We start from the raw sequence: 18009 nt of genomic DNA on the forward strand, positions 1-18009 counted from the left end.
TGGCCCATTTTTTACGGCTGTGATACCCGTTTTTCAGTTGCCGGGGCGCGGGATGTCCGCGACCGCCTTGCTGTCGGGACGCACAGGCCGGCCTCGTTATCCCGGCCGGCACAGGTCAGGCAACCGCACCCCGTTCACACAGTGTTCACCGGGGTGCCGCCTGGCTGAAACCTGAATGACGCAAAGTCTATGAGGAGGAAAACCGACCATGAGCGATAATGAAATGTGGTATGAAACGCTTCATACCGGCTTCGGGCAGTATTTTACTGTCGATAAGGTACTGTATCGCGAGCAGACCGGGCATCAGGATCTGATCATCTTCGAAAATGCGGCACTGGGTCGCGTAATGGCGCTTGACGGTGTGGTACAAACCACCGAGCGCGATGAGTTTATTTATCACGAAATGATGACTCACGTTCCCCTGTTGGCACATGGCGCACCTAAACGCGTTCTGATCATCGGTGGCGGAGATGGGGCCATGCTGCGTGAAGTGAGCCGCCATAAAAATATCGAACAGATCACCATGGTCGAAATCGATGAAGGCGTCGTGACCTTCTGTAAGGAACATCTGCCCAACCACAGCCAGGGCGCTTATAATGATCCGCGCTTTACGCTGGTCATCGATGATGGTGTGAACTTCGTTAAGCAGACCCGCGAAAAATTCGATGTCATTATTTCAGACTGTACCGACCCCATCGGGCCGGGTGAAAGTCTGTTTACTTCAGACTTTTACGAGGGTTGCCACCGCTGCCTGAATCAGGATGGCATTTTCGTGGCGCAGAATGGCGTCTGTTTCCTGCAGCAGGATGAAGCGGTTAACAGTCATCGCAAACTCAGCCACTATTTTGAGGATGTCAGCTTCTACCAGGCGGCAATCCCGACCTATTACGGCGGCATTATGACCTTTGCCTGGGCAAGCGATAATCCGGCGCTTCGCCAGCTTGAAACCGCGACCATTGCTTCACGCTTTGCCGACGCGGGTCTGACCTGCCGTTATTATAATCCGGCGATCCACACTGGCAGCTTTGCCCTGCCACAATATCTGTTGAATGCGCTGGCTGACTAGCCGGGCATTTTAAGGGGGTGAGTGAAATTGCAAAAGCTTAAACTACATGGCTTCAACAACCTGACGAAAAGCCTGAGTTTTTGTATCTATGATATCTGTTACGCCAACACGGATGCTGAACGCGACGGATATATTGCATACATTGATGAGCAGTATAATGCCAACCGCCTGACTGAAATTCTGAGCGAAACCTGCTCGATTATCGGTGCTAACGTGCTCAACATCGCACGTCAGGATTATGAGCCTCAGGGTGCCAGCGTGACGATTCTGGTCAGTGAAGAACCGATCGACCCGCGCGACATCGATACCTCCGAACATCCCGGCCCGCTGCCGAATTCCGTGGTCGCTCACCTCGACAAGAGCCATATCTGCGTCCATACCTACCCGGAAAGCCATCCTGAAGGCGGCCTGTGTACCTTCCGCGCGGACATTGAAGTGTCGACCTGTGGGGTCATTTCGCCGCTGAAAGCGCTGAACTACTTAATTCACCAGCTTGAGTCCGATATTGTTACTATCGATTATCGCGTGCGTGGCTTCACCCGCGACGTCAACGGGGTGAAACACTTTATCGATCATGAGATTAACTCCATCCAGAATTTCATGTCAGACGATATGAAATCGATGTACGACCTGATGGATGTGAATGTGTATCAGGAAAATATCTTCCACACCAAAATGATGTTGAAAGAGTTCGACCTGAAACACTATCTGTTTAATACCAAACCGTCCGATCTCAGTCCGCAGGAGCACAAACGTATTACCGACCTGCTGTGGAAGGAGATGCGTGAGATTTATTACGGCCGCAATATTCCCTCTGTGGGGTTAAAAACGCAGTAAGGGGGGATGCCCCCTGTTTAGCGATAGCGGACTGGTGCGGGTCGATCGTCGATCGGCCCGACCTCTTTTTCCGCTTAACGCCCCTGCAGGAACGCCCGGTAGGCGGCAATCACCGCAAGAAAATCCTCTACGCCGCAGAACGCCAGGCTCTCTTCATCGTAATAGTTCATGCCCTCTTCCATCTCGTCGCCTTCAAAACCGAGCTGGTTTGAGCGGATCATCACTTCTTCTTCATCCAGCAGCAGGGTATATTCACTGCCCACGCGCTGCCACTGACGGACGCTGCCTTTCACCTCTGCGATGGCCGCTTCAACGTCATCCAGCAGCGCCATGTTTTCGTTCACCTCATCATTAAACCAGTGGCCGACGGCCTCGTGACCCATCGTCATGCGCACCTTCACACCACCGGTAATGTCTCTTAAAAATTCATATTCCATCGCGCCTTCCTCCCGGCCTGCCTGCTTAACCCCATTTTGCGCGCCTGCCGCGACAATACTGAGCTTTGGCGCGCATTATCGCAGCACGGCGCGGGAAAAGCAGCGGTTTTACGCAGGCATAAAAAAACCGGGCACTGGGCCCGGTTTGTTCAATACAGACTGACGCTTAAACTGCCGTCTGGAAAATCACACCGTCGGCTTTGTCGGTGTACTGACTCAGCTGGTCAAAGTTCAGGTAACGATAGGTATCAACGGCGGTTTTATCCACCTGATCCATAAACGTCAGATACTCTTCCGGCGTAGGCAGTTTACCCAGCAGTGAAGCGACCGCTGACAGTTCGGCAGAAGCCAGATAGACGTTAGCGCCGGTGCCCAGACGGTTAGGGAAGTTACGCGTTGACGTCGATACCACTGTCGCCCCATCGGCCACGCGCGCCTGGTTCCCCATGCACAGCGAACAGCCAGGGATCTCGATACGCGCACCGCTCTTACCGAACACGCTGTAGTAACCTTCTTCAGTCAGCTGTGCCGCATCCATCTTGGTGGGCGGAGCCACCCACAGACGGGTTGGCAGCTGGCCTTTATGCGCATCCAGCAGTTTGCCGGCGGCACGGAAGTGACCGATGTTCGTCATGCAGGAACCGATAAAGACTTCGTCGATTTTTGTACCCTGCACGTCAGACAGCAGACGGGCATCATCCGGATCGTTCGGCGCACACAGGATCGGCTCTTTAATATCGGCCAGATCGATATCGATCACTGCCGCATATTCCGCATCCGCATCGCCTTCCAGCAGTTGTGGATCGGCCAGCCATTTTTCCATGCCCTGAATACGGCGCTCGAGCGTACGACGATCGCCGTAACCTTCTGAGATCATCCACTTCAGCAGCACGATGTTAGAGTTCAGATACTCGATAATCGGATCTTTACTCAACTTGATCGAGCAACCCGCTGCAGAACGTTCAGCGGACGCATCTGACAGCTCAAAGGCCTGCTCAACTTTGAGATCCGGCAGACCTTCAATTTCCAGAATACGTCCGGAGAAGATGTTTTTCTTCCCTTTCTTCTCGACGGTCAGCAGACCCGCTTTAATTGCATACAGCGGGATCGCATGCACCAGATCGCGCAGGGTGATACCTGGCTGCATTTTGCCTTTAAAGCGCACCAGCACAGATTCAGGCATATCCAGCGGCATCACACCGGTCGCGGCGGCAAAGGCCACCAGACCTGAACCCGCCGGGAAGGAAATACCGATCGGGAAACGGGTGTGGGAGTCACCGCCAGTGCCTACGGTATCCGGCAGCAGCATACGGTTCAGCCAGCTGTGGATAATGCCATCGCCCGGACGCAGCGACACGCCACCGCGGTTCATGATGAAGTCAGGCAGCGTATGATGTGTAGTGACGTCAACCGGCTTCGGATAGGCGGCGGTATGGCAGAAGGACTGCATCACCAAATCGGCTGAGAAGCCCAGACAGGCAAGGTCTTTCAGCTCATCACGGGTCATGGGACCGGTAGTGTCCTGGGAGCCAACCGAGGTCATTTTGGGCTCGCAGTAAGCACCAGGGCGAACCCCGTTCACGCCACAGGCACGGCCAACCATTTTCTGCGCCAGTGAGAAACCACGGGTGCTGGCTGCCACGTCTTTCGCCTGCTCGAACACATCGCTATGCGGCAGATTAAGAGATTCGCGGGCTTTCGTGGTCAGGCCACGGCCAATGATCAGCGGGATACGGCCACCGGCACGCACTTCATCCAACAGTACATTGGTTTTCAGCTCGAAGTTAGCCAGCACTTCACCGGTATCATGATTGCGGACTTCACCTTTATACGGGTAGATGTCGATGACATCGCCCATATTCAGGCGGTCAACATCCACTTCAATCGGCAGTGCGCCCGCATCTTCCATGGTGTTGAAGAAGATAGGCGCGATTTTACCGCCGAGGCAGACGCCGCCGCCTTTCTTGTTCGGCACGTAAGGAATGTCGTCGCCCATAAACCACAGCACCGAGTTGGTGGCAGATTTACGCGAAGAACCGGTACCGACCACGTCACCGACATAGGTCAGCGGGAAGCCTTTAGCCTGTAATGCTTTAATCTGTTTGATCGGGCCAACGTTACCGGCATCATCGGGTTCGATGCCTTCACGGGCGTTTTTCAACATCGCCAGCGCATGCAGTGGAATATCCGGGCGAGACCATGCATCCGGCGCCGGAGAGAGGTCGTCGGTATTGGTTTCGCCGGTCACTTTAAACACGGTGACGGTGATTTTTTCTGCCAGTTTAGGGCGCTTCAGGAACCACTCGGCATCCGCCCAGGACTGGATGATTTTTTTCGCGTGCGGGTTACCGGCTTTGGATTTTTCTTCAACATCATAGAAGTTGTCGAACATCAGCAGCGTGTGGGACAGCGCTTCAGCGGCAATCGGTGCCAGCTTTTCATCGTCAAGCGCGTCAATCAGCGCATGGATGTTGTAGCCACCCTGCATGGTACCCAGTAGCTTAACGGCCAGTTCAGGAGTCACCAGAGGAGAGGTTGTTTCGCCTTTTGCGACGGCAGCCAGGAAACCGGCTTTTACATAGGCGGCTTCGTCAACGCCCGGCGGCACTCGATTGATTAACAGGTCGGACAGAAATTCTTCTTCACCCGCTGGAGGGGCTTTTAGCAGTTCAACCAGCGCGGCCATTTGGGAAGCATCTAACGGTTTTGGAACAATCCCCTGGGCAGCACGCTCGGCAACGTGCTTACGGTATTCTTCTAGCACGACGTTCTCCTCGCTCTCATTGTATTTGGCATCCCGGGCTACCTGATCCACCGTAAAGTGAAACAATCCATGTGTAGGGTATGGTGCCCGGTTCCGCGAGGGCCAGCATAGCAGGATTTCGGCTGCATGTTAATCCGTTTACAAAAAAGCAACATCATTAGCCTGATCGTTTTCATGGGCAAAAAAGCACTTTTCCAGCGGCTTTCACTACCTAATCATGCCGATTCTGCCGGTTATTCTTCATGCTGGAACAAAAAACAGCGTATGTTCCGCAAAGCCATCTCCCGCCTGTCGGTGTGGAAATAAATGCAGCTTATTATAACGCGTCGTTCAATAACTTATCAGGGGGCAAACCGGGGGGGACAGAGAAGCACAGGGGGGTGGGGACAAAAACAAAAAAAGCCGCACATGGCGGCTTTTTTATCACTGACGCTGCACTGCTCGGGCTGTTATGCCGTCATCGCGATCGTCTTTGTCAGTGAGGTTATCGCGAATTACAGCGCGACAACGTTTACTGCTGATGGACCTTTAGCGCCGTTCTCGATAGAGAACTCCACTTTCTGGCCTTCATCTAAGGTTTTGAAATCGCTGCTCTGGATTGCAGAGAAATGTACGAATACATCTTTGCTGCCGTCTGCAGGAGTGATAAAACCGAAGCCTTTATCAGCGTTAAACCATTTTACTAAACCAGTCATTTTGTTAGACATAATATTTCCTATTCATTTTTGAGCCACTTTATGTGGCGAACATGGCCTGTTCATCAGAATTTATCTTATGGGCACTTAGGAGGAGGCTCTCGATGAAGGGATATCTGTGATAACACTTGTACTGAGGACTGCTTTACTAAAACTGCTTTCATAAGGTCTGTATTCCAAACCGATGCAAACATAGTAGACCGGATACGCCTGAACAAGCAAGGATTCATTTCACTTATATTTTTGGAACTTTAGGCAGACATTGCTGTCAGTGAAAAGCGCCGAGGACAGGGTAAAAAGCAAGCTAATGAAAAAACCGCTTCTGAGGTCAAATGATAAAAGCCCTGACGAACATCGCCAGGGCTTTTAGGTTACTGCTAACTCAAATTTTAACATTAACGAACTTAACAAGTTTTACTGCTATTAATACTTCGTTGAATGTACGTGTTTATTACGGACAGTATTAGTGACTAAAATTCTAGCTTACCTCCATAAATGACAGTTAACATCATCATGCCAGTCAACAGACATGGCGGTTTAAACAAGTACACACCCATCGCGACGTAGACTCTTTGATACGTGGCTCGACTTCTGTTGTGACTAAGTAGCAAACGTCACAACCTCCAGACTTGCTTGCATCGGTAAAACATAGCCTTATGTCGTCGCGTTACGTTCCCATCCTGCGATTTTGCAACTGACTGCATGGCCTTAAAGCATCGTTGAAGTAAGTAAAATAAACCTGACACTTACGACAACCTTCCCAAACTAAAATACTTCGTGGCCTTCATCGCATCTATATTCATGACTCTTTACTGCATCACAGCCGGGTAATATTCGCCTGCTGTGGAATCTAATCTACTGCTTTAAAAAACAGAGTCAATACTGTTTTTAATAACATGTGATTATTATCAGTATTAAAGGGAGCGCCAGCTCACATAATGAAGCGATCTGATGATATTATCGGCATTTGTCAGTAATAACGGGCGATATTATTATCCTGAAAGGTGAAAAACCCGCTGGTGATCAATATTCATGCCACATCAGAAAGAACTGAAAATTAAATTATCGCGGGGATTTCTTATTTATTTTAAATCATTAATGGACAGCGCTGTCTGTGCCTGACCCGTGCACTCGTGACGTGATACACTCGCCCTCCCCTGCTGAACCGCTGCGAGCCGCTATGAATACCCCGCAACCTAACACCCAACTGATCCGCTGTGACCGCCCGACCGCACACGTGGCGCGCCTGACATTGAACCGTCCTACTGCCGGTAACGCCTACAATGCCGTGATGATTGCGGAGCTTGAACAGTGCCTTAACTGGTGCGAACAACAGCCCGATATCCGCACCGTGCTGCTGACCGGCAGCGGCACCGTGTTTTGCGGCGGAGCCGATTTGCAGGAGGCCTTTACAGATGGCGGTAAAGCGCTGCTTAACTCACAGGGCGGCTTTAATCCGCTACAGCATCTGCCCCGACGAAAAATTTGGGTGGCCGCCCTGAACGGTCATGCCTTTGGCGGGGGGCTTGAGCTGGCGCTGGAGTGTGATTTTATCGTGGCCACAGACCAGGTAAAAATCGCCCTGCCGGAAGTTAAACACGGCCTGTTACCGCTGGGTGGGGGGATCGGCCAGCTGGCGACGCGACTGCCTGCCAACCTGGCCCGGGAAATGCTCTTAACGGGTGAGCCTGTTGACGCTACACGTGCCCACGCGCTGGGTCTGTTTTATCAGGTTACCCCGGCAGAAGATCTGCTGGAGAGCGCACTGGCACTCGCAGCCCGCCTGAACCGCAACGCACCGCTGGCCGTTCAGGCCTGTAATGCGCTGCTCAGACAGGCGCTGGCAGTCGATCTCAGCCAGCAGAGCATGGCCGAGTTAGCGCAACTGCAGCAGAGTGAAGACTTTCAGGAAGGCCAGCGTGCCTTTACTGAGCAGCGCAGGCCGCTGTGGACAGGCAAATAGCGCGACTTCAGAGCGATACAGCCTGGAATAACGCGCTTAACCCCAGGCCCCCGGCGATGCCCAGCATGGCCAGGCCAAAGCCGTCTCCGTCTGGCTCCGCCAGCAGCTGGCTGAACAGTCGCGTGACCATGATTGCGCCGGAGGCACCGTAAGGATGACCCAGTGCAATCGCTCCGCCCTGTAAGTTAATACGCTGCTCATCAATGCCCAGCGCATCAAGCGATCCCAGCACCTGGGCGGCAAAGGCTTCGTTAAATTCAATCAACGCGATGTGGCGGGTGGTCAGGCCGGGCTGGCGGGCCAGCAATTTTTGCGTCGCGGGTACCGGCCCGAGGCCAAGCAGATTAGGGTCGACGCCGGCACTACAGGCATCGGCAAAAAGCAGCCCCCGGGTGAAACCGCACTCACGTGCTTTACGACGGCTCATCACCAGCAGTAACGATGCACCGTCATTGAGCGGGCAACAGTTGCCCGCCGTCACCGTCCCTCCGGCGACAAACGCCGGGGGCAGCGCCGCCAGTTTCTCCAGCGATGTGTTGGCCCGCGGGCACTCGTCCACCGCCACCCACTGGCCTTTCACGCTGACCGGTACGATTTCCTGTCGGAACGCACCCTGCTGTTGGGCGGCCAGCGCGCGCTGATGGCTGCGCAGGGCAAACTGATCCTGTCGTTCACGGCTGATACCACACTGGCGCGCCACGTTTTCCGCCGCGATACCCATTTCAGGGTCACCGATATCGTCCGGGGAAAACTGCGCGCGGCCGTAAAAGCGCGGCATCTGCTTCAGCGAGGTGGGCTTTTCCACCCGCCACGGGGCGGTACTGACGCTTTCGACGCCCCCCGCCAGATAACACTCCCCCGCCCGGGCCTGCACCAGCCGACAGGCCTGGATCACCGCTTCCAGCCCGGAGCCACACTGGCGATCCACCGTCACCGCTGGAACGGAGAGCGGCAAGCCCGCCGCCAGCGCCGCCAGGCGGGCAATATTGCCGCCGCCACCGGTCGCGTTGCCGATGATGACTTCATCAACAGGGGTAAACCCCGGCGGCAGCAGTTCAGTAATCTGCTCAAAAAGCGGCATCAGCAGATTTTCCATCGTTACGCCGGCAAAGACACCGTAGGCCCGGCCAACGGGCGTGCGCCGGGCCGCCACAATGACCGGCTGCGCGTCATCGTCAGGCTGATAACTCAGTAAGCTCTGTGCTGCTGCCATGTTGTGCGATCCTTTTTTCCAGCTCGGCGCGTTTGATTTTTCCGGCCGCCGTCAGCGGCCAGTGCGTAATATGATAAAAATGGCGGGGCTGTTTATATTTTGCCAGTACGTCACGACAGCGTTGGGGGAGCAGTCGCAGATCGTCCGCAGATGCTTCAACGACAGCGACCATCTTTTTGCCTGCATCCTCATCATCAACGGCAATCACCACCGCTTCAATAATGCCAGGCAGTGATTTAATCGCTGACTCTATTTCGGCAAGATAAATATTATTCCCACCGCTAAGGATCATATTTCCCCGGCGGCCAATCACATGCAGACGGTGTTTTTCATCCAGATAACCGATATCCCCAACCGTCGCCAGGGCTCCCTGTTTCACGAACGCATTGCTGTCATCACCCCATAAATACCGGTCAATAATTTGCTCACTGTGGATATAAATGGTTCCGGGCTGATTATGCGGCAGTCGCTCACCGTCATCATTACGGATGCTGATGTGCACACCGGGAAAAGCCTGCCCGACCGCAGCCAGCGAATCGCCTATATCTGCCTCATCAGGCGTGGACACGGCGATAAAGCCAAGTTCCGAAGCCCCGTAATACTCCTGTATCCGGGCTGCAGGAAACAGCGCCCGCGCCTGGCGATAGTGATTAATTTCCAGTTTCGCGCCGGCACTGACCAGACGACGCAGGCTGGGGCAGGCTGCGGCCCCCACCGCGCGCGCAAATCCGGCGATCATCGTGGGCACGACCACCAGCCGTTCAATCTGCTGCCGGGCGATCAGCGCCAGTACGGATTCCGGTTGCCACCGGCCGGGGCTGTAAAACGTGCCCCCCGAGTACAGCGTTTCGTTCAGGCAATACAGTCCAATGCCGTTTGAAAGTGGGCCGGGAAACAGCGTCGAAGGGGCTCCCTGCAGGCCAAAGATCGCCTCACCATTCTCCAGGCTGGCCCGCCAGGATCGCCGCGAACGGATAAAGGCTTTCGGCAGGCTGGTGGTGCCCGAGGTGAAGTTAATTAAGAACGGTGTCTCAGCCTGCATCCCGTCGCTAAAAGCGGCATCGTCCGGGACGTTTGCGTGACGTTGCCCATCGTCAATCACCTGCCAGCGAACCGACAAACGATCGGCCAGCGCTTTCAGCGCCTCATCCCCGGGACGTAACAACAGGAGTGCCGGATTCAGGCTGTGCAGGATGTCATTCAGCTGTGCTGCGGGGGCCTGCGGGTCGATAATGGCGGCAGTAAAAGGCTGGGCGCTGGCGGCCAGCCAGGCAACGGGAAAGGTAATGTCATTACCGGCCGCGATAGCGATAATACGGCTGCCGCTGGCACGCGGGTCCCGGGGAAGGGTCTGGTACAACGCCTGTGCGCTCTGCCACAGCTGCTGCCAGCTCAGGGTGGCACCGGCGATATTCACAGCGATCCGCGCGGGGTGGTTTTCCGCATGATATTTTACTTTGTCATGTACCGGCATAACACTCAGTCTCCGGCAAACGGAAAATGTTGCATCAGCGCCTGACGCGCCTCATCGGGGATCGGGCAGGGTTTATTATCCGAAAGATCCACGCACACCCAGACTAATTTCCCTTCGGCACTCAACGTGGTGTTATCTTCCAGCATTAAGCGGATAGTGAAAATTAAACTGCTGTTGCCGATTTTTTCAATCAACACCTGCGGTAACACCACATCATCCACCGACAGAGGATAAAAGAATGTGGCTTCGCATTTTTTCACATGGTAGGCAACGCCCGCCGTGTGCGGCCGAAACAGGGGCAGAATATCAGCGCGGCGGAACGCATTAACAACGGCATCTTCACAATAATCTAAATAGACTGAATTATGCACGTGACCGTTTAAATCTATATCGCGCATTGATACGCGAAATGCTTCGCTATTATACTGTTCCTGCATAAAAATCAAAAACCTGTCAACCGGACAACACGAAAGAAAATATACCATGAAAGAGACTTTATTCACCAGAGCCCTCGTCCGGGAGTTCGGCAATATCAGTCACGTTATGCAGCTTGAACAACAGGCTCTGCCGCCCTTAGCCGCAGGCCAGGTCCGGGTTAAAATGACATTCGCCACCATCAATCCCTCCGATATTATTACGATTTCCGGAGCCTATCGTTCGCGTATCGCCCTGCCCTTTGTGCCCGGGTTTGAGGGCATGGGGCGGATCAGCCAGAGCGACGATCCCAGCCTGCGCGTTGGTCAGCGTGTTCTGCCGGTAGGCAGCATGGGCGCGTGGCAACACTATAAAGACAGCGATCCGCAGTGGTGCTTTACCCTGCCTGACTTTGTCACCGACCAGCAGGCGGCAACCAGCTATGTTAACCCGATGACCGCGCTGCTGATGCTGACAGAAGCGCTTCAGCGCTCACCGGGGATGCGGATTATTATCAATGCGGCCAATTCGGCCATCGGCAAAATGCTGATCCGCATCGCCAACCACCTGGGGCTGACGCCGATCGCCATCGTACGAAAAGCTGAAAACCTCGGCCTGTTTCGCGGCTGTACCACCGAGCAGGTGTTGAACAGCAGTGCGGAGACGTACCCGCAGGCGCTGGCCGCCATTGCCCGTCAGGGGGGGGCAGCAGCCATCCTCGACTGCATTGGCGGTGAAGCGTCGCTGATGCTGGCACAGGCGCTGATGCCGGGCGGGCAGTTTATCCATTACGGCCTGCTGTCCGGCCAGCCGATACCGGCCACCTTCTGGCGCAGCCGTCCGGATATTCGTTTTTCCAACTTCCATCTGCGGTTATGGGTACATCATCATGATAAGGCGCTGGTACAGCGCAGGATCAATGAAGTGATGACACTGATCCGCGACGGTGTAATTGCCACCGATATAGTGGCCGAATATGCGCTGGAGGAGATCGATAAAGCGGTCAGAGACGTGCAGTCCGGCGAGCTGAAAGGGAAAATTTTACTGCGGCTCTGAGGCGGGATAGCTGTAATCAGGGCCGACCGAAAAGACGATCGGCCTCTTCAACTGCCTGTGGCTCAGCCTAACGTGGGGTACGCCCGGCGCACGGCACGGACAATCAGCACCGCCAGCACCACCTTCACCATATCCGCCGGCAGGAAACCCAGTGAGCCCAGCGCGGCCTGCTTAAGGGGTAACCCGGCCACCACGGCAATCCACGGAATGCCCGCAGAGTAAATCACCACGACGCCCCCCAGTGTCAGGATCAGCCCTTCCCTGACCGCCGTCAGCGAGCGCAGGAAGCGCTGGTAAAGATAACCTATCAGCAGCGCCGCCAGCGGCCACGCCAGAAGAAAGCCCCCGCTCGGGCCAAAGAAGATCCCCAGACCGCCACGGCCTCCCGCCAGCAGTGGCAGGCCAACCGCCACCAGCACGACAAACAGCACCATCGCCAGCGCGCCGCGTCTGGCACCAGCAATCGCCCCCGCCAGCATGGGGCCTAAGGTCTGTGCGGTGATCGGCACCGCAATCACCGGCAGGCTGAATGCCGGGAGCAAGCCCAGCGCAGCGGTGATCGCGGCGAAAAGCGCAATATAAACAATATCTCGGGTGGACATTAAGATCCTCTCACTTTCTCAGCATCGTTACGCTCAGGGCGCAGTTTGGGGTCCCAGGCGCGGGCTTCCAGCGCCGCTGCAATATCATCGGCCATCTTCAGGGTACGGACGATCACCGGGATAGCAATGGCAATGACACTGCGATCCAGTCCCCGGGCTTTTTGCGCTTCACGCACTTCAGCCACGATGGCTGCCAGTACCGGAATAAAGCGCATCGCCAGGGACAGCGCCAGGCTGACTTTTGCCGGGTTGATTCGCATATAGCGCAGCCAGAAAAGGCCTTTCTCCAGCGCCTCAATCATCGCCGTGGTACGGGTCGTCAGCGTCACCAGTGCCGCCATCAATAGCAGCGCCGCCAGCCGGGCAATCACCAGCACACCGGACTGCCAGCTGACCATCCACCACTGTACGGCGAACAACAGTACCAGCACCCACAGCAGCGGCTTGAGCTGCAGCAGCATGATGCGCGGTGAAATACGCGCCAGCGGGTAGCACAGCCCCACCAGCAGCAGAGCGACCAGCGAAGTTTCCAGGCGCGGGAAGATAAACAGCAGCGTGCCCAGCAGCGCCAGGGTGAGGATCTTCAGCCCCGGCGGCAAGCGATGTATGATCGAATGTCCCGGAATATAATCACTCAACATCATGACATCATCCTGACATACTCTTTCAATGCTATGTGAGGCAGGTCATCAATCACCACCTGACCGCGGTCAAAGACCAGTACACGGTCAAAATCCTGCAAAAATTCCAGATCGTGTGACACCACGATCGCCGTCTGGTCGAGATCGGCAATCGCCTGTGCAATACGCCGCTTGTTGCGCAGATCGAGCAGCGTGGTCGGTTCATCAAAAACGATATATTCCGGCTCCATGACCAGCACGCCAGAGATAGCCAGCAGCTGCTTCTGTCCACCGCTAAGCAGGTGGGCGGGATGCTGACGCAGGTCCTGCATATCGTAGCGCGCCAATGCCGCATCGGTACGTTCGCGGATCACCTGTTTCGACAGTCCGAGGTTTTTCATCCCGAAGGCGAGATCTTCCTCCACCACCGGGAAAACAATCTGGTTGTCCGGGTTCTGGAACACAAACCCAACCTTCCGCCGCACCGCTTTTCCCTGCTGACGGGTATTCAGCCCGTCGACCAGCACCTCCCCCTGTTGGGGTAATAACAGGCCGTTCAGCAGGCGGGCAAAAGTGCTTTTGCCACAGCCATTGCTGCCGACAATGCCAATGCGTTTTTCCGTGAGTTGCAAATTAATGTTATCGAGGACTTTCCGTTCGCCGTAAGCATGCGATACCCCTTTCAGTTCCAGCATAATACCTCCTGGTTCAGACAGGCTGACGCGGACGGTACTGCCGCCCAATGGTCAGTTGCTCCACCACTGCAGCAGGAGACAACGACATCACAAAGTCCACGGCGCGACAGAGGTCGTCGGTACTCAGCATCTCGTCGGCTGTCAGGCCCGAACCCTGTGCCATATCGGTGTCTACGACATCGGGGCACAGCGTGGTCACTTTAATGCCCTGTGCGCCCAGCTCACGGGCAATCGAACGGCTGTAGCCGACCAGCGCGTGTTTGCTGGCGGCATAGCTGGCAACGCTGCCGTAAGGCTGTACGCCACTGACGGAGGCAAGATTAAAGATGCGCCCCCCGGCGGATTTCAACAGCCAGGGAGTGCAAAGCTGGCAAAGATGGTGGATAGCGGTCACGTTAGTGGCAAGCAGCGCGCTGAAATCAGACAACGAGGTCTGCGTTGAGCCGGCGCGAAAGATGCCGGCGGCGTTAACCAGCACATCAAGTTGCCCGCTCACGGCCAGCGCCTGCGGCACCTGCTGTGCAATGGCAGGATAATCACACACGTCGAGCGCCAGCGTCTGCACACGGGCAGGATCGAAGGTGCTGGCTAAGGCGTTCAGCGCACGGGCATCCCGCGCGATTAAAATCAGATGATAACCCGCAGCATAAAAATGGCGGGCAAGATGGTGGCCGATACCGCGTGAGGCACCGGTGATCAGGGCAACTTTACTGGACACAACGAGCCTTTTGACCGGTCAGAAATTGCCAGCAAAGATACGCGATTTTGTGGCACTCTGCGCGGTTTTTTACGGAGAGACAGACAGCAAAACGGCCCCCGCAGGAGCCGTTATTTAAACCTTATGGCGAATTATTTCTTTTTCGCTTTCGGATTTGGCAGGTCGGTGATGCTGCCTTCAAAGATTTCCGCCGCCAGACCAACCGATTCGTGCAGGGTTGGGTGAGCGTGGATGGTCAGTGCCAGATCTTCAGCATCACAACCCATCTCGATAGCCAGACCGATTTCACCCAGCAGTTCGCCGCCGTTGGTTCCGACAATGGCACCACCGATGACGCGGTGAGTGGTTTTGTCGAAGATCAGCTTGGTCATACCGTCTGCACAGTCGGAAGCGATAGCACGGCCTGATGCTGCCCACGGGAAGGTGGACGTTTCATAGCTGATGCCTTTCTCTTTCGCTTCTTTCTCGGTCAGACCGACCCAGGCAACTTCCGGCTCAGTATAGGCAATCGATGGGATCACTTTCGGGTCGAAGTAGTGCTTCAGGCCCGAGATCACTTCTGCTGCCACGTGGCCTTCATGCACGCCTTTATGTGCCAGCATTGGCTGACCGACGATATCACCGATAGCATAGATGTGCGGCACGTTGGTACGCATCTGCTTGTCGACACGGATAAACCCGCGATCGTCCACTTCCACGCCGGCTTTGCCTGCATCCAGACCTTTACCATTCGGTACGCGGCCAATTGCCACCAGCACCGCATCGTAACGCTGTGGTTCTGAAGGGGCTTTTTTGCCTTCCATCGTAACGTAGATGCCATCTTCTTTGGCTTCTACTGCAGTCACTTTGGTTTCCAGCATCAGGTTGAACTGCTTAGAGATGCGCTTGGTGAAGACCTTCACCACATCTTTGTCAGCCGCCGGGATCACCTGGTCAAACATTTCGACCACGTCGATCTGCGAACCCAGTGCGTGATACACGGTACCCATTTCCAGACCGATGATGCCGCCGCCCATGACCAGCAGACGCTCTGGTACTTCTTTCAGCTCCAGCGCATCGGTAGAATCCCAGACGCGTGGATCTTCATGTGGAATAAAGGGCAGTTCAATCGGACGGGAGCCCGCGGCGATGACAGCGTTTTCAAACGTGATAACGGTTTTAGAACCGTCTTCTGCTGTCACTTCCAGGGTGTTCGCGCCGGTAAATTTACCCAGGCCGTTCACCACGCTCACTTTACGGCCTTTTGCCATACCGGCCAGACCACCGGTCAGTTGGGTGATCACTTTCTCTTTCCAGCTGCGGATCTTATTCACATCAGTCTGTGGCTTACCGAACACGATACCGTGTGCTTCCAGCGCTTTGGCTTCTTCAATCACCTTCGCCACGTGCAGCAGGGCTTTAGAAGGGATACAGCCAACATTCAGACAAACACCACCGAGGGTGCTGTAACGCTCAACGATCACGGTCTCCAGACCAAGATCCGCTGCACGGAAGGCTGCAGAGTAACCTGCAGGGCCTGCCCCAAGTACCACGACCTGAGTTTTAATTTCTGTACTCATCATGACCTCTTATTTGATTGTCCGGCGGGTCAGAGCTTATCCCCTTCATACTTGAATCTGCATCTGTGTTGGCTACGCTCGCTCACCCGAATCACTGACTTATGTAAGCTCATCAGGATTCACTCACTTGCCGCCTTGATACAGCTCCAATTATTTTGGATAGATTTTTCAACGTCCTTCTTCCACCGGGACGCGTTCACCGCAAGAGTTTACAGAATTGTTAATAAACTGCAAACCGCGGTGCCACGAATCACTACAACAACTTACAAGAAGGCCGGCTTCCGCCGGCCTTCTTCATGGTTACATCACCAGACGGCGAATGTCGGCCAGTGCGTTATTGATAATGGTAATGAAGCGCGCACCATCAGCACCGTCGATAACCCGGTGGTCGAAGGAGAGCGACATTGGCATCATCAGACGCGGCGTGAACTCTTTGCCATTCCAGACCGGCTCAATCGCAGACTTGGAGACACCGAGGATAGCCACTTCCGGCGCATTCACGATCGGCGCAAAGTGGGTTGTCCCGATACCGCCCAGGCTGGAGATGGTGAAGCAACCGCCCTGCATTTCGCCAGCGGTCAGCTTGCCATCACGCGCTTTTTTGGAGATAGCCATCAGTTCGCGAGACAGTTCCGTGATGCCTTTCTTATTCACATCTTTGAACACCGGAACCACCAGACCGTTTGGCGTATCTACCGCCACACCGATGTTGATGTATTTCTTCAGCGTCAGTTTCTGTGCATCTTCAGACAGTGAGCTGTTGAAGCGTGGCATCTGCTCCAGCGCCGCCGCCACCGCTTTCATGATGAACACCACCGGGGTGAACTTCACATCCAGCTTACGCTTCTCTGCTTCAGCATTTTGCTGCTTGCGGAATGCTTCCAGCTCGGTGATGTCGGTTTTGTCGAAGTGAGTCACATGAGGGATCATCACCCAGTTGCGGCTCAGGTTAGCACCAGAGATTTTCTGGATTCGGCCCAGTTCCACTTCTTCGACTTCGCCGAACTTGCTGAAGTCCACTTTCGGCCATGGCAGCATGCCAGGCAGACCACCACCCGCGGCAGCAGGGGCTTCAGCACGTTTCACCGCGTCTTTCACGTAGCTCTGCACGTCTTCTTTCAGAATACGGCCTTTACGCCCGGTGCCTTTGACTTTCGCCAGGTTGACACCAAATTCACGTGCCAGACGGCGGATCACCGGCGTGGCATGAACGTAAGCGTCGTTCTCTGCGAAATCTGACTTGGCTTCCGCTTTAGCAGGAGCCGCAGCCGCCTTCTCTTCCTGTTTAGCCGGAGCCGGAGCAGCAGCCTCAGTGCTCTGGGCAGGTGCGGCCGCTGGTGCAGCCCCCTCTACCTCAAACACCATCACCAGAGAACCGGTGCTGACTTTATCGCCCATGGCGATTTTGATCTCTTTAACCGTACCCGCAAATGGTGCGGGCACTTCCATTGAGGCTTTATCGCCTTCAACGGTGAGGATCGACTGTTCAGCTTCAACTTTGTCGCCGACTTTAACCATGATCTCAGTGACTTCTACTTCGTCGCCGCCGATATCCGGTACGTTAACCTCTTTCGCTGCGCTGGCCGCCGGGGCCGCTGCAGGCGCGGCCGGAGCCGCTTCTTCTTTCTTCTCTTCGGCCGCTGCCGGTGCAGCTGCACCGCCTTCCGCTTCGAAGATCATGATCAGTTTGCCGGTTTCGACTTTATCGCCGGTAGCCACTTTGATCTCTTTGACGACGCCAGCCTGTGGGGAAGGTACTTCCATTGAAGCTTTATCACCCTCAACCACCAGCAGTGACTGCTCAACTTCAACAGTGTCGCCCACTTTGACCAGAATCTCGGTGACTTCAACTTCGTCTGAACCGATGTCCGGGACATTAATTTCGATAGCCATTAC

Annotated in this window: 17 protein-coding genes; 5 read left to right on the plus strand and 12 right to left on the minus strand. The window is 55.1% G+C overall.

Annotated elements, in window-relative coordinates:
- The first annotated feature begins 208 nt into the window (after nucleotides 1-208).
- Together speE and speD are read left to right on the plus strand one after the other, a co-directional pair.
- The gene (gene speE, locus K6L24_RS17440; RefSeq protein WP_062747189.1) at nucleotides 209-1066 is read left to right on the plus strand and encodes a polyamine aminopropyltransferase; all 858 of its coding nucleotides are present in this window, start codon (nucleotides 209-211) and stop codon (nucleotides 1064-1066) included.
- Nucleotides 1067-1093: 27 nt separating this feature from the next.
- On the plus strand, nucleotides 1094-1903 hold the full coding sequence (gene speD, locus K6L24_RS17445) for an adenosylmethionine decarboxylase (RefSeq protein WP_062747316.1): 810 nt from the start codon (nucleotides 1094-1096) through the stop codon (nucleotides 1901-1903).
- A gap of 74 nt (nucleotides 1904-1977) precedes the next feature.
- Here the strand turns inward: speD and yacL are convergent, their stop codons facing one another.
- Both yacL and acnB read right to left on the minus strand, forming a co-directional pair.
- Nucleotides 1978-2340, minus strand: coding sequence for a protein YacL (gene yacL, locus K6L24_RS17450; protein ID WP_222681679.1), 363 nt, complete (start codon nucleotides 2338-2340; stop codon nucleotides 1978-1980).
- A gap of 166 nt (nucleotides 2341-2506) precedes the next feature.
- Nucleotides 2507-5104, minus strand: coding sequence for a bifunctional aconitate hydratase 2/2-methylisocitrate dehydratase (gene acnB, locus K6L24_RS17455; protein WP_072277473.1), 2598 nt, complete (start codon nucleotides 5102-5104; stop codon nucleotides 2507-2509).
- 126 nt (nucleotides 5105-5230) lie between these two features.
- Here acnB and K6L24_RS17460 point away from each other — a divergent pair, with 126 nt between their 5' ends.
- The gene (locus K6L24_RS17460) at nucleotides 5231-5410 is read left to right on the plus strand and encodes a hypothetical protein (RefSeq protein ID WP_118664613.1); all 180 of its coding nucleotides are present in this window, start codon (nucleotides 5231-5233) and stop codon (nucleotides 5408-5410) included.
- Between the two features lie 188 nt (nucleotides 5411-5598).
- On the opposite strand, the gene cspG is transcribed toward K6L24_RS17460, so the two are convergent.
- A complete protein-coding gene (gene cspG, locus K6L24_RS17465; protein WP_062747198.1) occupies nucleotides 5599-5811 on the minus strand; it encodes a cold shock protein CspG in 213 nt (70 codons plus the stop codon).
- Nucleotides 5812-6979: 1168 nt separating this feature from the next.
- Between cspG and K6L24_RS17470 the strand changes: the two genes are divergently transcribed.
- A complete protein-coding gene (locus tag K6L24_RS17470; RefSeq protein WP_062747200.1) occupies nucleotides 6980-7762 on the plus strand; it encodes an enoyl-CoA hydratase/isomerase family protein in 783 nt (260 codons plus the stop codon).
- A gap of 7 nt (nucleotides 7763-7769) precedes the next feature.
- On the opposite strand, the gene K6L24_RS17475 is transcribed toward K6L24_RS17470, so the two are convergent.
- Genes K6L24_RS17475 through K6L24_RS17485 form a run of 3 tightly spaced genes read right to left on the minus strand, consistent with a single transcriptional unit; the run spans nucleotide 7770 to nucleotide 10886 of the window.
- Entirely contained in the window at nucleotides 7770-8975 is a 1206-nt protein-coding gene (locus tag K6L24_RS17475) for a thiolase family protein (RefSeq protein WP_222681680.1), read from the minus strand.
- Nucleotides 8938-10449 carry a class I adenylate-forming enzyme family protein gene (locus K6L24_RS17480; RefSeq protein ID WP_222681681.1) on the minus strand — a complete coding sequence of 504 codons (1512 nt, stop codon included), beginning with the start codon at nucleotides 10447-10449 and terminating at the stop codon, nucleotides 8938-8940. The genes K6L24_RS17475 and K6L24_RS17480 overlap by 38 nt, the downstream gene beginning before the upstream one ends.
- A gap of 5 nt (nucleotides 10450-10454) precedes the next feature.
- Nucleotides 10455-10886 carry an acyl-CoA thioesterase gene (locus K6L24_RS17485; protein ID WP_222682340.1) on the minus strand — a complete coding sequence of 144 codons (432 nt, stop codon included), beginning with the start codon at nucleotides 10884-10886 and terminating at the stop codon, nucleotides 10455-10457.
- Nucleotides 10887-10932: 46 nt separating this feature from the next.
- Here K6L24_RS17485 and K6L24_RS17490 point away from each other — a divergent pair, with 46 nt between their 5' ends.
- Nucleotides 10933-11919, plus strand: coding sequence for a zinc-dependent alcohol dehydrogenase family protein (locus K6L24_RS17490; protein ID WP_222681682.1), 987 nt, complete (start codon nucleotides 10933-10935; stop codon nucleotides 11917-11919).
- 62 nt (nucleotides 11920-11981) lie between these two features.
- On the opposite strand, the gene K6L24_RS17495 is transcribed toward K6L24_RS17490, so the two are convergent.
- The 6 genes from K6L24_RS17495 to aceF all read right to left on the minus strand — a co-directional run bounded on the left by K6L24_RS17495 (nucleotide 11982) and on the right by aceF (nucleotide 18006).
- Nucleotides 11982-12521 carry a biotin transporter BioY gene (locus K6L24_RS17495; RefSeq protein WP_222681683.1) on the minus strand — a complete coding sequence of 180 codons (540 nt, stop codon included), beginning with the start codon at nucleotides 12519-12521 and terminating at the stop codon, nucleotides 11982-11984.
- Nucleotides 12521-13165 (minus strand): energy-coupling factor transporter transmembrane component T family protein, encoded by a 645-nt coding sequence (locus K6L24_RS17500; protein ID WP_222681684.1) that lies wholly within the window; start codon nucleotides 13163-13165, stop codon nucleotides 12521-12523. Before K6L24_RS17500 ends, K6L24_RS17495 begins: the two co-directional genes overlap by 1 nt.
- Nucleotides 13162-13836 (minus strand): energy-coupling factor ABC transporter ATP-binding protein, encoded by a 675-nt coding sequence (locus K6L24_RS17505; RefSeq protein ID WP_062747215.1) that lies wholly within the window; start codon nucleotides 13834-13836, stop codon nucleotides 13162-13164. Before K6L24_RS17505 ends, K6L24_RS17500 begins: the two co-directional genes overlap by 4 nt.
- Nucleotides 13837-13849: 13 nt before the next feature.
- On the minus strand, nucleotides 13850-14554 hold the full coding sequence (locus tag K6L24_RS17510; RefSeq protein ID WP_062747217.1) for an SDR family NAD(P)-dependent oxidoreductase: 705 nt from the start codon (nucleotides 14552-14554) through the stop codon (nucleotides 13850-13852).
- 131 nt (nucleotides 14555-14685) lie between these two features.
- Entirely contained in the window at nucleotides 14686-16113 is a 1428-nt protein-coding gene (gene lpdA, locus K6L24_RS17515; RefSeq protein ID WP_062747219.1) for a dihydrolipoyl dehydrogenase, read from the minus strand.
- A gap of 300 nt (nucleotides 16114-16413) precedes the next feature.
- Nucleotides 16414-18006 carry a pyruvate dehydrogenase complex dihydrolipoyllysine-residue acetyltransferase gene (gene aceF, locus K6L24_RS17520; protein ID WP_222681685.1) on the minus strand — a complete coding sequence of 531 codons (1593 nt, stop codon included), beginning with the start codon at nucleotides 18004-18006 and terminating at the stop codon, nucleotides 16414-16416.
- Nucleotides 18007-18009: the final 3 nt, after the last annotated feature.

This window comes from Erwinia persicina, assembly GCF_019844095.1.
Classification (GTDB): Bacteria; Pseudomonadota; Gammaproteobacteria; order Enterobacterales; family Enterobacteriaceae; genus Erwinia; species Erwinia persicina.

What these genes read in the sequence shown, in the direction of transcription:
- K6L24_RS17500 (WP_222681684.1), bottom strand. Translation starts at nt 13,165, where the DNA reads ATGATGTTGAGTGATTATATTCCGGGACATTCGATCATACATCGCTTG.
- speE (WP_062747189.1), top strand. Translation starts at nt 209, where the DNA reads ATGAGCGATAATGAAATGTGGTATGAAACGCTTCATACCGGCTTCGGG.
- lpdA (WP_062747219.1), bottom strand. Translation starts at nt 16,113, where the DNA reads ATGAGTACAGAAATTAAAACTCAGGTCGTGGTACTTGGGGCAGGCCCT.
- K6L24_RS17490 (WP_222681682.1), top strand. Translation starts at nt 10,933, where the DNA reads ATGAAAGAGACTTTATTCACCAGAGCCCTCGTCCGGGAGTTCGGCAAT.
- K6L24_RS17505 (WP_062747215.1), bottom strand. Translation starts at nt 13,836, where the DNA reads ATGCTGGAACTGAAAGGGGTATCGCATGCTTACGGCGAACGGAAAGTC.
- K6L24_RS17475 (WP_222681680.1), bottom strand. Translation starts at nt 8,975, where the DNA reads ATGGCAGCAGCACAGAGCTTACTGAGTTATCAGCCTGACGATGACGCG.
- K6L24_RS17485 (WP_222682340.1), bottom strand. Translation starts at nt 10,886, where the DNA reads ATGCAGGAACAGTATAATAGCGAAGCATTTCGCGTATCAATGCGCGAT.
- K6L24_RS17470 (WP_062747200.1), top strand. Translation starts at nt 6,980, where the DNA reads ATGAATACCCCGCAACCTAACACCCAACTGATCCGCTGTGACCGCCCG.
- aceF (WP_222681685.1), bottom strand. Translation starts at nt 18,006, where the DNA reads ATGGCTATCGAAATTAATGTCCCGGACATCGGTTCAGACGAAGTTGAA.
- K6L24_RS17480 (WP_222681681.1), bottom strand. Translation starts at nt 10,449, where the DNA reads ATGCCGGTACATGACAAAGTAAAATATCATGCGGAAAACCACCCCGCG.
- K6L24_RS17495 (WP_222681683.1), bottom strand. Translation starts at nt 12,521, where the DNA reads ATGTCCACCCGAGATATTGTTTATATTGCGCTTTTCGCCGCGATCACC.
- cspG (WP_062747198.1), bottom strand. Translation starts at nt 5,811, where the DNA reads ATGTCTAACAAAATGACTGGTTTAGTAAAATGGTTTAACGCTGATAAA.
- yacL (WP_222681679.1), bottom strand. Translation starts at nt 2,340, where the DNA reads ATGGAATATGAATTTTTAAGAGACATTACCGGTGGTGTGAAGGTGCGC.
- K6L24_RS17460 (WP_118664613.1), top strand. Translation starts at nt 5,231, where the DNA reads ATGTTAATCCGTTTACAAAAAAGCAACATCATTAGCCTGATCGTTTTC.